Origin of the sequence: Chryseobacterium sp. JV274, assembly GCF_903969135.1 — a bacterium.
Classification (GTDB): Bacteria; Bacteroidota; Bacteroidia; order Flavobacteriales; family Weeksellaceae; genus Chryseobacterium.
Genome location: NZ_LR824569.1, coordinates 5,121,055 through 5,133,392, shown reverse-complemented (window position 1 = coordinate 5,133,392; position 12,338 = coordinate 5,121,055). Strand labels below are relative to the sequence as shown.

General features: G+C 36.4%; 15 protein-coding genes and 1 riboswitch. Of the genes, 3 read left to right on the top strand and 12 right to left on the bottom strand.

What is annotated here, in order from left to right:
- Positions 1-34: 34 nt before the first annotated feature.
- The 5 genes from prpC to CHRYMOREF3P_RS23625 all read right to left on the bottom strand — a co-directional run bounded on the left by prpC (position 35) and on the right by CHRYMOREF3P_RS23625 (position 5,689).
- A complete protein-coding gene (gene prpC, locus CHRYMOREF3P_RS23645; RefSeq protein ID WP_077414587.1) occupies positions 35-1,189 on the bottom strand; it encodes a 2-methylcitrate synthase in 1,155 nt (384 codons plus the stop codon).
- A gap of 2 nt (positions 1,190-1,191) precedes the next feature.
- Entirely contained in the window at positions 1,192-2,088 is an 897-nt protein-coding gene (gene prpB / locus CHRYMOREF3P_RS23640) for a methylisocitrate lyase (protein WP_180565677.1), read from the bottom strand.
- A 456-nt stretch (positions 2,089-2,544) separates the two neighbouring features.
- A riboswitch (cobalamin riboswitch) is annotated at positions 2,545-2,736 on the bottom strand.
- Between the two features lie 350 nt (positions 2,737-3,086).
- Positions 3,087-3,854, bottom strand: a complete 768-nt coding sequence (locus tag CHRYMOREF3P_RS23635; protein WP_180565676.1) for a LytR/AlgR family response regulator transcription factor — start codon at positions 3,852-3,854, stop codon at positions 3,087-3,089.
- A gap of 4 nt (positions 3,855-3,858) precedes the next feature.
- Positions 3,859-4,995, bottom strand: a complete 1,137-nt coding sequence (locus tag CHRYMOREF3P_RS23630; protein WP_077414595.1) for a sensor histidine kinase — start codon at positions 4,993-4,995, stop codon at positions 3,859-3,861.
- On the bottom strand, positions 4,946-5,689 hold the full coding sequence (locus CHRYMOREF3P_RS23625; protein ID WP_180565675.1) for a hypothetical protein: 744 nt from the start codon (positions 5,687-5,689) through the stop codon (positions 4,946-4,948). Before CHRYMOREF3P_RS23625 ends, CHRYMOREF3P_RS23630 begins: the two co-directional genes overlap by 50 nt.
- Positions 5,690-5,720: 31 nt before the next feature.
- Between CHRYMOREF3P_RS23625 and CHRYMOREF3P_RS23620 the strand changes: the two genes are divergently transcribed.
- Complete coding sequence (locus tag CHRYMOREF3P_RS23620) at positions 5,721-5,858, top strand: hypothetical protein (protein ID WP_175627205.1); 138 nt, start codon at positions 5,721-5,723, stop codon at positions 5,856-5,858.
- Between the two features lie 52 nt (positions 5,859-5,910).
- On the opposite strand, the gene CHRYMOREF3P_RS23615 is transcribed toward CHRYMOREF3P_RS23620, so the two are convergent.
- The 4 genes from CHRYMOREF3P_RS23615 to CHRYMOREF3P_RS23600 form a co-directional block, all read right to left on the bottom strand.
- Complete coding sequence (locus tag CHRYMOREF3P_RS23615; protein ID WP_139348477.1) at positions 5,911-6,453, bottom strand: hypothetical protein; 543 nt, start codon at positions 6,451-6,453, stop codon at positions 5,911-5,913.
- Positions 6,454-6,551: 98 nt separating this feature from the next.
- The gene (locus CHRYMOREF3P_RS23610; RefSeq protein WP_180565674.1) at positions 6,552-6,920 is read right to left on the bottom strand and encodes a hypothetical protein; all 369 of its coding nucleotides are present in this window, start codon (positions 6,918-6,920) and stop codon (positions 6,552-6,554) included.
- Between the two features lie 50 nt (positions 6,921-6,970).
- On the bottom strand, positions 6,971-7,564 hold the full coding sequence (locus CHRYMOREF3P_RS23605) for a dihydrofolate reductase family protein (RefSeq protein ID WP_180565673.1): 594 nt from the start codon (positions 7,562-7,564) through the stop codon (positions 6,971-6,973).
- 32 nt (positions 7,565-7,596) lie between these two features.
- On the bottom strand, positions 7,597-8,469 hold the full coding sequence (locus CHRYMOREF3P_RS23600; protein ID WP_180565672.1) for an alpha/beta fold hydrolase: 873 nt from the start codon (positions 8,467-8,469) through the stop codon (positions 7,597-7,599).
- 285 nt (positions 8,470-8,754) lie between these two features.
- On the opposite strand from CHRYMOREF3P_RS23600, the gene CHRYMOREF3P_RS23595 reads away from it, so the two are divergent.
- Together CHRYMOREF3P_RS23595 and CHRYMOREF3P_RS24435 are read left to right on the top strand one after the other, a co-directional pair.
- Positions 8,755-8,898, top strand: a complete 144-nt coding sequence (locus tag CHRYMOREF3P_RS23595) for a bacteriocin-like protein (protein WP_175627206.1) — start codon at positions 8,755-8,757, stop codon at positions 8,896-8,898.
- Positions 8,899-8,925: 27 nt separating this feature from the next.
- A complete protein-coding gene (locus CHRYMOREF3P_RS24435; RefSeq protein WP_167375285.1) occupies positions 8,926-9,072 on the top strand; it encodes a bacteriocin-like protein in 147 nt (48 codons plus the stop codon).
- Between the two features lie 153 nt (positions 9,073-9,225).
- On the opposite strand, the gene CHRYMOREF3P_RS23590 is transcribed toward CHRYMOREF3P_RS24435, so the two are convergent.
- Genes CHRYMOREF3P_RS23590 through CHRYMOREF3P_RS23580 form a run of 3 tightly spaced genes read right to left on the bottom strand, consistent with a single transcriptional unit; the run spans position 9,226 to position 11,900 of the window.
- Positions 9,226-10,134, bottom strand: coding sequence for a hypothetical protein (locus tag CHRYMOREF3P_RS23590; RefSeq protein WP_228408688.1), 909 nt, complete (start codon positions 10,132-10,134; stop codon positions 9,226-9,228).
- A gap of 10 nt (positions 10,135-10,144) precedes the next feature.
- Positions 10,145-10,993, bottom strand: coding sequence for a hypothetical protein (locus CHRYMOREF3P_RS23585; RefSeq protein WP_180565671.1), 849 nt, complete (start codon positions 10,991-10,993; stop codon positions 10,145-10,147).
- A 10-nt stretch (positions 10,994-11,003) separates the two neighbouring features.
- Complete coding sequence (locus CHRYMOREF3P_RS23580) at positions 11,004-11,900, bottom strand: hypothetical protein (RefSeq protein ID WP_180565670.1); 897 nt, start codon at positions 11,898-11,900, stop codon at positions 11,004-11,006.
- Positions 11,901-12,338 lie beyond the last annotated feature (438 nt).

Genomic DNA, 12,338 nt, shown 5'->3' with positions numbered 1-12,338 from the left:
TATTGTTTTTTCATTTCCGACATTCTATTTTCCATTATTTCCGGTCGTTGATGGACACAAATTCTTTGTTTTCAGGCCCTGTATAATTGGCACTTGGACGGATAATCTTTCCATCCTGTCTCTGTTCTATAATATGAGCACTCCATCCGGTCACTCTTGAAATGACAAATAACGGAGTAAACATCAGAGTAGGCACTCCCATCAGATGGTAAGAAACAGCGGAGAACCAATCCAGATTCGGGAACATTTTCTTTTCTTCCCACATGATCGTTTCCAATCTTTCAGCAATATTATACAGCAGCATATCTCCTGCTTCTTCAGAAAGTTCTTTCGCCACTTTTTTAATCACGACGTTTCTCGGATCTGAAATGGTATACACCGGGTGTCCAAAGCCAATAATCACTTCTTTGTTCACAATACGCTTGCGAATATCGCTTTCTGCTTCATCAGGAGAATTGTAGCGGCTTTGGATTTCAAAAGCAACTTCATTTGCCCCACCATGTTTAGGTCCTCTCAAAGCACCAATTGCTCCGGTAATTGCAGAGTAAATATCAGATCCTGTTCCGGCAATCACACGGCTGGTAAATGTTGAGGCATTAAATTCATGTTCTGCATAGAGGTTTAACGAGATTTCCATTGCTTTTACCCAGGAATCTGCAGGTTTTTTCCCATGCAGCAGGTGAAGGAAATGCCCTCCTATTGTATCATCATCGGTTTCTACGTCAATTTCTTTTCCATTATGGGTATAATGATACCAATATAACAGACCTGAGCTGAAAGATGCCAGTAATTTGTCTGCAATATCTCTTGCTCCCGCCATATTATGATCATCTTTTTCTGGCTGAATACTTCCGATAGCAGAAACCATGGAACGCATGACATCCATGGGATGAGCCGCTGCAGGAATACTCTTAAGAATATTTCTCACAGAATGAGGCAGCCCTCTCAAAGATTTTAGTTTGGCTTTATAGTTTTTCAATTGTGCTCCGGTTGGCAGCTGGCCGTAGATCAAAAGATAAGCTACTTCTTCAAACTGTGCTTTCTCTGCCAGATCCAGAATATCATATCCTCTGTAATGGAGATCGTTTCCACTTTTTCCGACACTGCAAAGAGCCGTATTACCTGCTGCTACCCCTGAAAGCGCAACGCTTTTTTTAGGTTTAAATGTGGGTTCACTGTTAGTTGACATTATCAATTATTTTGTTTAAAAAGGTTGTCTAATTTTTGTTCGTAGTCATAGTATCCGATGCTTTGATAGAGTTCTTCCCTGGTTTGCATAGTATCCAATACATTGATCTGTGTTCCGTCTTTACGAAGGTGTTCATATACATTTTGAGCGGCTTTATTGGCAGCACGGAAAGCAGAAAGCGGATAAAGGATCAGTCCCACGCCTGCATTTTTTAATTCTTCCACCGTGTACATTCTGATCATCCCGAATTCGGTAATATTAGCCAGCACTGGAACTCCTGCAGCTTCAACAAACTTGTGATAAAAGCTTAAGTCAGGAACGGCTTCTGCAAAAATAAAATCTGCTCCAGCTTCTTTATAAGCTGCTGCTCTTTCCAATGTTTTTTCCAATCCTTCATTAGCAAATGCATCGGTACGGGCACCAATTACAAAATTTTCATCGGTACGGGCATCTACCGCTGCTTTCAGTCTGTCTACCATTTCTTCTTTGGTTACCACTTCTTTTCCCGGGCGGTGTCCACAGCGTTTTGCCCCTACCTGGTCTTCAATATGGAGGGCCGCAGCTCCAGCTTTAATCAGTGACTTTACAGTTCTTGCCACATTGAATGCTGAAGGTCCGAATCCGGTATCAACATCTACCATGAGCGGTACATCGCAAACATTCGTGATACGCTGAACATCAATCAATACATCTTCCAGCGTGGTAATTCCTAGATCCGGAATCCCCAGAGAACCCGCAGCAACACCGCCTCCTGAAAGATAAATTGCATTAAAACCTACCTGCTGTGCTAACAATGCATGATTGGCATTGATGGTGCCAACAATCTGAAGAGGACTTTCTTTTCGCATGGCCTCCCGAAATTTCATACCGGGAGACTTCAAACTTTCACTTGTAGTCATTATAATATTTATTGTTTAGTTGAAATTTGTTTTACAGAAAACCATGAACAGGCATCACAATAGCTACCGGCATTGCATGATATGTTAAAAAGGAAATCAAAAAGTAACTGATTTGTTTTAATCGATTTTTGTAATCCGGAATTCAGAGCCATTATCTCCGTGCCAATCTGTTTATTTCCAAGTCTGCTGCTGTATGAATAATCGAAATCGAATGGATACATTTTTTTAACTTTTTATATTGATTAAATCCTCATAAAAAGTTCCTGATAAACTTCACAATGCCTGTGAGAAAGAAAAATATGGAAAAGGAAAAATACGATGAATACACGATAATGAAAGAGCATACCGCTCCACTACTTATCTGCATCACAAAAATAACACGAGCTGACAAAATATATTGATCCCACTGTTATCCATATCGTATCATACCTGACTATAAGCTTCAGACCGCGAAAGCATCGTCAATTCGAAATAGGCAGGTCTCCTGACTTGTAACAGTTTTTATCGCCCTTCCCATATAACGAGGTATACAGTGGACCTTTTTTGATAAAAACCTTGATGTTACTTACAGTTGCGCGACAGTTCGTGATTTGCACACGATTCCCTTTTAAGACACAGCTAAGTGTAACCAGTTTCGGTTGATAAAGAAGATGTTAAGAACTCCTTGGTGGTAAATATAGGTATTTTATAAAAACATGAAAGATATTTTATGCAAACAATAATTATTTAATCATAATCCATTGATTATGTTATTATTAAAAATACATTCTTCACCCAACAGACATTATAATTTAGATTATCCTGCCCATTTTTTGTTACAAAATCCACAAGATATGTCGTGAAAAAATCAGACAAGTTCAAAGAAACTGTCTACTTGTTATTGTTTTTCATTCTGGAATTGAAGCGTTTTTTAAAACTTTTTTTTTAGCGATAATGGATGCTCATTTTCTGGCTTCAAATGATCTTTTTTATATCATTTTCAGTCAAAAATTTAATCTTTATTCTTCAATCCATTTTCTGAAAGCAGAGGTATTACTCTGGCTTGTGATAAGGTGGATTTTATGTCCTTTTATCTGGATAGACTGTGTATTTCTGTTGTAACGCTCTATCCTTTCAATATGTATTTTCTGAACGATTTCACTTCGGTTAATTCTGAAAAAATCCGAAGGACTAAGCTGATTTTCAATTTCTTTTAGTGTAGATTCATTCAACAGATGTTTTTTTCCTGCAGTATCAAAAGCAAAGACAATTCCCTCTTCTGCTTCAAAGAAAGTGATCTCTTCAGTATTTACAAAATAAGTTCCCTGATGTGAGGAGACCGTAAATCTTTTTTTATATTTTTTCTCTGGATGACTGTTATTGAGCATTTGCTGAAGTTTTATCAGGACATCATTCTGTTCTGATGCAGAAGTTCTTAATAAAAGAAATTTACCCCATGCTTTTTGGAAACGTTCCTGTGAAAATGGTTTTAAAAGATATTCTATACCATTACTTTCAAAGGCATTCATCCAATACTGATCGTAAGCGGTTGTGAAAATTATCGGGCTTGAAATGTTCACCTGACTGTAGATTTCAAAGGCATTTCCATCCAATAATTCTATATCAGAAAAGATCAGGTCTACTGTTGAATTTTTAAAAAAAGTAACGGCTTCTTCTACGGTATCAATCTCTGCAACGATCTCAACCGGTTCTTCCAATTCGCTGATAAAACGTTTTAATTTGTTTCTGGCAGGAATTTCGTCTTCGATAATTATAACTTTTATCATATTTTTATACTGGAATTATAGGAAGTGTTACTGAAAATCCGGTTTCTGTTTTTAATATTTCTACCTGTCGGTCGGTTAATAACGTATATTGTTCTTTAAGATTGTTCAACGCTCTTCCAGACGTTTTTTTACTGTTACGCTTCGGTATAACATTATTTGAAACGGTTATTGTCTGATCCAGATTTATGGTGACTACAACTGGATTTGTAAGCGTTCCAAGATTATGCTGAACTGCATTTTCCAAAAGCAGCTGTAATGATAACGGGATAATATTTCCTGGGGATCTTATATGATTTATTTCTAATGAATAGGCATTTCCGTATTTGTACTGGATCAGATTAAAATATTTCTCTGCAAAAGCAAGCTCTTCTTCCACTGCTACTAATTTTTTATCGGAAACATCTAAAACATAGCGGTATATCTCTGCAAATTCGTTAAGAAAGTCGGAAGCTTTTCGTTTATCTTCTTCTATGAGCTGGTCCAGAATATTGAGATTATTGAACAAAAAATGAGGATTAAGCTGCGCTTTCAGCTGATTAATTTTACTTTCAGACAATGCATGATCATAAAGAGCAAGCTGTTTCTGATAGTCTGTATTCTTTTTGTAGTAACGGTATGCCAGAAAAAAACTTCCATAAATAAAGCCCCCGATCAAATCTGAAAAAGTGGAAAGAATAACAACTTCCTGATTAAAATTCTTCTCAATCTTTCCAAAAGCAAAGGCAATCAAAAAGCCTATTATCTTCATCACCACAAGATAGGTCAACAGTGATGAACTGAATATTTTAAGGATTTCTGTGATGCTGAATGTTGATGACTTCTGCCAGTTTTTAATGAAAAAATCGATCACAAAAAACAAGATACAGGCACTAATAAGAGTGACAACTGCAGCTTCCGGAGTAAAAATATACCAGTCTAATGTTCTTCTTATCCCAATACGGGTATGAATAGATTGTACATAGGCAAACAAAAGGATAAACAGAAGAAAATACCTGTTTTGATTAATCCGTTTTACAATGGTTTTCATCGGCTTTCTGAATGGTCTTTTTTGCAAAAATAGCCCTATATTTTTACAGGGCTGTTTCTTTGTATTATTTTTTTTTCTTTTCAGGAAATGATGCGGTAACGTTTCCTTCATCATCTAAGAAATCCAGTTTTGCTTCGTTATTTTTATCTACACAGAATCTGTCTCGCGGCTGGCCTTTACTGTCGAATAAAAACAATCCGTTATGTTCATCTTTGGTTTTCCCAAGCATCATTCTTGGTGCTCCTCCAATCAGTCCCTGCTGTTCATATTCTTTATATTTTTTCTGAGCAGCTTCCGGATCTTTTATCTGGTTCAGCTCTGCCATTATTTCCCCGGTTTTTATTTGTGATTCTTTTGATGGGCGGTCATTGAAATAAAGCCCGCTTGCCACTACTCTTTTATCTCCTTTCTTATAATCCTGAGTCAAAAGCTGCATTACCTGATCACCGTTATACTGATCATAAGTAAGGGATAATCCCGAGCTGTGCCCGTTTTTATTTTTCTGCCCATCATAAATAAAACCTCCACATTCTATTCCGTCTTCATTGAAGAAAAGCATTCCTGAGCGTTTTTTTCTTGTTTTATTGGTAGGATTACCGTTTATTTTATCTTCTCCGTTGGGAAATTTTTCTACATTGGTAATGATCATCTTTACAGTACCGTCTTTTTCAACAATATTGATTCTTTCAACATCAATCTCTGTGAATTTCTCATGTCCGTCTGTTTTGAAAGCTGAAGCTGTTAAAAATACAATTCCAATAACTGCTGTAAAAGCAAATGTTCTTAATAAAATTAATTCTCTGTTCATAGTTTATGATGTTAATTATTTCTGTTTTGATATGTCAAAGTTATTCTATCTGCTTCTGTGGTTCAATCAGAAAACAATGAACTCAGGAAATAAAGAAATGAATGGAGGATTTTTACGGATGAATGAAAGAGATCATTTTTACACGGTGGCACTTCATTCAATACATTGAAAAAATCCGCCAAAAAAGTGACGGATTTTATAGTATTTGAAAGCTGTTGAAATTAATTGACAGCCGGATCAATAAGTTCTGTAGTAAGTCCTAAAGATTTTAGCAGATTTTTATTATCAAAAAACAAGGTTGCAAACCGTTTTCCTTTCTTAAAAATCAGTTTTGAGCCTCCCGGAAATTCACTGTCTGCACCAAGTTTCTGCGTTTTAGCATTGTATTTACTGAACTTAGTTTTACTGTCCTGCAATGTACTTTTATTCATGATAAGGCCAAATGGAAGTCCTTCTACCACTACGGATTTATTGTCTGAAATGGTAAAAAACATCTCATCAACAATATTGTTTTTACCCAGGCTGCAATAGAGTTCCAATCCTGTCTTCATAGGCCATTTCGCGTATTTCTCTTCATTGGCATCTTCATAAAAAACAGTTTTTATGTTCAGTGCTTTTGATATTTTATCGGGAGTCTGCGGAAAAATAAATTCTGTATTTTTATCTAATAAAGAGTTCAGAGCAGCTGTTTTCTGAGAAAATGCAGTGATACTTACCAGTTGAAAAAAGAGGGTTAAGATGAAAGTTAATGTTTTCGTCTTCATGAATTGTTTAAAATTTAATGATTTGATGGTTAAAGATATTAATTTTTTGATTAAAACCATATTCTAAGCAATTTTCTACATCGTCTTTCTTTCTTTTGCTATTTTCTTTCCTGTAGATTGAAGACTGTGCCGGCAGGATCGGTAATCCAATGCATATTTTCGGGAAGCTCTTCAATTTCGTCACAGGTTTCTACTCCGTTTGACCGAAGGTATTCTGTAGCTTGCTCTACATCAGGAACTGTAAGCTGTAACCAGGTTTCGGAATGGGTATAATTATCTACACAGTCCAGCCAGATGATATTATTCCCGAATTTTACCTCATGGGTTCTGGAAACCGTTGGATTATTAATCGGTTTTTCTTCGACGTTCAGTTTTAGGATGTCTCTGTAAAAGACTACCGTTTTGTCATATTTACTTTTGGGAATTTTTATGGCAATATTTATTCCTGCTTCAAATTTCGTATCCATATTGTAGGTTTAACAGTTGTAAAAAATAAAAATTAATGAAAGGCCTCTATTTACATTTCAACATTGCCTGTCACAATCTCACCAGAACGTTTGTAGTTAGCTATAATAACTCCTTTTGATGTTACATGGCTTTCCGTGAGGGCAAAAGCAGACGGAACAGAATTATCGTCAAACAGTTTTTTTCCTTCACCAAGAATCAACGGATAGATTTTTAGACGAAGTTCATCTACAAGGTCATTCTTCAACAGCAGATGAATAAGTTCACTGCTGCCCCAAATCTGAATATCAGCACCTTCTGATTGCTTAAGCTTCCGGATATCATCCAGATTTTTGAGAAAAAATGTATTCTTCCAATCTGAATTCTCTATAGACTGAGACAGAATATACTTATTCCCTTCGTTGATTCCCGGCCAGAATTCAGCGTGCTGAGGCCAGTAAGATGAAAAAATATCGAATGTTTTTCTTCCCAGAAGATAGTCAGTCTGTTTCATTTCTTCCTGCATGATTTCACCGAAAAGCTCATCACCATACGATACAGTCCATCCACCATATTTAAAGTTTTCGGATGTATCTTCTTCAGGACCGCCGGGTGCCTGCATGACACCATCCATTGTAATCATTGATATGACAGTTATTTTTCTCATGATATTCAATTTATAAATGATATTGTATCTGATTATTGTAAAAAGCTGTTCAGATAGTTCAGAATTGTTGCTATCTGCATCATCAGGCTGACATGGCTTTGCCCCGGAACAATAGCCAATTGGGATTTTGGCATAGGTCCCATATCTGCAGACACTCCACCTCCCAATAATTTATAGGTTTTTGATAGTTCGGTTTTATCCAATCCATCATTGTCACCTGCTATAATTAAAACTGGTGCTGAAATTTTAGAAATATTATCATCACCCAGATCAAATGGCTGTCCAGCTGTGGCTATCATCTGCTCCAGAAACTTTGTCCATTTTGTTTTATCAGGCGCTACGGCATCATAAGCAGTATGCATAGGGCTGTTCATAAAGAGTTCAGGTTTCATTCCTTTAAATGCATTATTTACTTCAGGAAGCCAGCCGCTATTTTTATACGTTGAAGAAATAATAACTAGTTTGTTCAGCCTTTCCGGGCTTTGTATTGCCAGCTGATAAGCGATTGCTCCCCCAAAGCTATATCCTGCCACATCTGCCTTATCAATTTTCAGATAATTCATTACCTCTGTCACATCACTTGCCAAAGCAGTATGTGATAATTTTCGTTCTGAAAACGGAGTATGCCCGTGTCCCTGTAATTCAACAGCGATTACTTTCCTGTTTTTTGACAGTTCAGGAATCAGCTGTCCCCAATTGGTATCAATAGTCATGAAAGCACCATGCAATAATACGATGGGCTTCCCTTTACCATAGACTTCATAATAAACTTTGCTGCCGTTAGCAGGTGCATAGCCACTTTCAGAAGGTTTCACTTTTTGTCCATATACCTGTGATGTGATAATGGTAATCATTAAAATCAGTAATGATTTCAATAGGGTTGAGAATTTGAATAGACTTTTCATAATATTATCGGATTTGGTCATTAAACTTTTAACCAAAATTAGCAAGTCATTACGAAATCCAACTTGTCACAAGACAAGATTTTACTCAAAAGAAATCAATTCTTTGTGCATTCCTTTAACAAGGCTTATTTAACCTACTTCACATACATTATATTTTGTTTAATTATAGAAATTCTAAAGGAAAATATTAAACAATAAACTGATTGAAAATAAATATTTTCATGATAATTCTACAACAGTTGATAAAAATTGATTAATTTCGAATAGAACTAAACCTATATTATTATGAAAAATTTAAAGAAAATCGAAAGACAGGATTTGAAAACAATCAAGGGTGGAATTGACTGCAGAGGCGGACAGCTTTGCTTAATCGGCGGAAAGTGGCAATGTATGCCATACGATGGATGTGGTGGTGGAAACCAACCTTAAGTTTTAGTTTAATTCAATTACTTGACTATGAAAAATTCTAAAAAAATTTCAAGAGATCAGTTGAAGAATATTAATGGCGGAGCATTAAGTTGTTCCGAAGCATGCTGCCCTCCTCCGGGAATAAAGAGATGTCCCTGGGTGATTTGTATAGCACCATGTGAGATTTTAAGTTAAAACACTGTATTCTCCAAAAATAGAAACCTGTAATTCGTATGAGTTGCAGGTTTTTATTTTAAGTTTACGTTTTCATTCAAAAAAAAGTCTCCCGCAATCAAGCTGGGAGACTTAAAAATTAAAATCAGATTGTTCAAACTTATTAAAATATCTTTATTGTTCAACTATCGTAAGCGCATTGTAAGCTCCACTTCCTGATACATCAAACTGGCTGGTTGTACCATCAAATGCTACTGTAATCCAGGTAAAAGGTCTTAGTTTGCTACCTTTATTCAGGTATACACTTACTGTACAGGCTGAACCTACCGGTACGGCATTGGGACTGGCTCCGGTATCAGAAGCATACCCATTATTTGTTTTTATTCTTTGGGTAATTGTTCCGGCAGAATCTCTAACTTCCCAAATAGCTTCTGTCTGATTGTTAGCCCCGGTATTTACCTGGCTGGATTGTAATGCAAAAGTAAATGTTGCAAAATAAACTCCATCGCGTGGTGCTGTAAATTCACCTGTAGCCGGATCAAAATTTGAGGTTGGAACCCCAGAATCAGAGTCTAATTTTTCAGTCCAGTTCGTTAAATAAGAAGATCTTCTCTGCACTATGCCGGATTTGGTTCCTATTTCTGAAGGAACTGCGCTTTCAAATACATAGGTATCCTGAGTAGTTTTACTTGCCATTACTATAATACGCGGTTTCCCTTTAGGAAAAAAACTGACCCAATTTGAACCATCAGAAAATTCTAAATATCCCTTTACCCCAATGGCCGGGCTTGCAATATACCGTAATGCTCCGGCCCCAGCCTGGGCAGCTGTTTTCGTAGTATTTCCAATAGCCACAGAACTATTTGTTCCGCCGCGTAGATCCAAAGCTACTTTGGGATTGGCAACCATAGTCCCCAATTTTCCGGAACTATTAACTATAATATTACCGGCATCCGTTTTAACCTCAAGCGGATTTGACGGATTGGGTACTCCTATTCCTATTTGAGCATTTATATAGGTTACACTCAGTGACAAAGCAATAACAGCACTGATCAATTTTTTTATTTTATTTTTTTGTCCCATTATTACGTGTTTACAATTCACTTATACTTAAATTATTTAATTTACTGTCATTCAAAGTATTTCGGGCACTGCCTATATTATGCCTTATGCTGAATTTTATAGTATCATCTTTTTTAAGATTGAAGATAGCATTACAGTTACCACTTATATAATTACTTACTGCACCAGCCTGAAAAGCAGGATAAGAATTTATAGTTTTAAATACAGGAATATTATCTGTACTTTGACTGCTTTCTATTGCAGTTTCGACAAATGTATTTTTAGGGATATTTCCATTAGCCAGGGTAATATTGAAAGAAACCAGATAAAAACCATCACGGGGAGCTTTAAAAACCCCTGTGGAAGGATCAAAATCTCCACTGGCACCGGCCCCTAAATCAACTGTTTCTGTCCATCCTGTAATAACTGTTGAAGCTGCACTTGGAATACTTTGTGCAGAGCCTTTACTGGCATTTACCAATGCTTTTGTTGGAGCAGTAAGTGGTAATGCTATCCATTGTTCACCGTCGGAATATTCTAAAAATCCACCGTTATTATAACGTATTGCTCCTCCCCCTGCGGCAGAGGGGCTTTGTGTATTATTGCCTAAACCAATAATTCCCTGATCAGACGAAGACCTCAGATCAACTTTAGTAACGGGATTTAAAAGTCCAAAGCCAACCTGACCAGTTGATGTAACAACAACATCATTAGATATTTTTGTTGCATCAGGTGCTGAGCCATTATCTTTTCCTGCATCTATATGTAGAGGTTGTGCCGGCGTAGGAGTAAAAAAACCTGTTTGTGCCATTGTTTTAGCTGCAGAAAAAAATAAAATACAAGCAAATAGTTTATAAGTTATATTGATCTTCTTTTTCATAGTCTATATCTTAATGTTCTATTATGGTTAAATTGTTAAATCCATCATCTGGATTTGCAGGATTCGAAGAATCTGTAGTAACTCTAAGCGGAATAGCACCTGAAGTAAGATTTTGATATAATCTTACACTTACTTTAGTCCCTGCCGTAAGAGTAAGGGTAACAGTACTCGATCCTCCAGCCTGTGTTGAACGTATAGCATTTGCGTCATCAGCTGTACCTGTCATAGACTGACCGAAAGTTTTATACACACTGGCAAGAACAGTGCTTGTAGTAGGATTATAAAATTGTGACTCAACTCTTGAACCATCACTAATAACTGCTCCGTTAAAATTGAATGTTAATAAAAAAGTATAAGTTCCGTTTCGGGGAGCTGTAAATTCGCCAGAGCTGGGATCAAAACTATTGCTCATGTCACGTACCTCATTCCAGTTAATAATGGTTGTTGCAGAAGCAGATGGTATAGACTGACTTACAATTTTACGAACAACAATCACAGCCTTTTGAGGGGCAATATACGCTTTGTGCCATACTGCGCCATCAGACACTTCGATTTTAGCACCCACTGGTAAACTGTTTATATCATATCGTGTAGCACCCGCACCTGCCGTTGTTGCCGACATCATTGTTGTCCCTAAACCAAGAGCATTTTCACTTCCTGCTGATCTGATATCCAACTGAACCTTAGGATTAAGAACGCCTGCACCAATGAATCCTGTTGTTTTATTTACAATAACATCATTAGAAACTTGTGTTGCCGTTGGTACTCCTGAAGCAGAATTATCCTTAGCTCCATCTACATGTAAAATCCCTTGTGGGTTACTTGTACCCATTCCTACTTGCGCATTCAATATACCGATAAAGAAGCAACAAGGTAAGATCAGTGCTTTATGTGTTTTTTTTCTCATATTCTCATTTAAAATTTGAGGTAATAAAGGTTGTGAATCCTCACTCTTACGTGAGATTAATCAACCTTTCATAAATCATCTTAATAATTTATAAACCAGATTTTAATTAGGCAAATGTGTTTTTAGAATCTTACTTTCATTGATGTAAACATCAGGTCAATAATAATTTTTGCAAAATTGTTGATTTTCCACCATCAGGCAAAACATAACCTATCGATAGATTTCGATGTTCTGATAGATTTTTATAAGTTTAAGATTCTTTAAGGATTTTGATATTAGTATCATTCGGATACTTTCAAATGAAGTAAAATGATCAAGTTAATTTTTTTACCGGATAGTAAACAGATCGTTTTAAGATTATGATTATTTAGCACATTTGGTACTTACACAAAACAAAAAAGCTGTAAAATATTTTACAGCTTTTTTACTATTTTAATT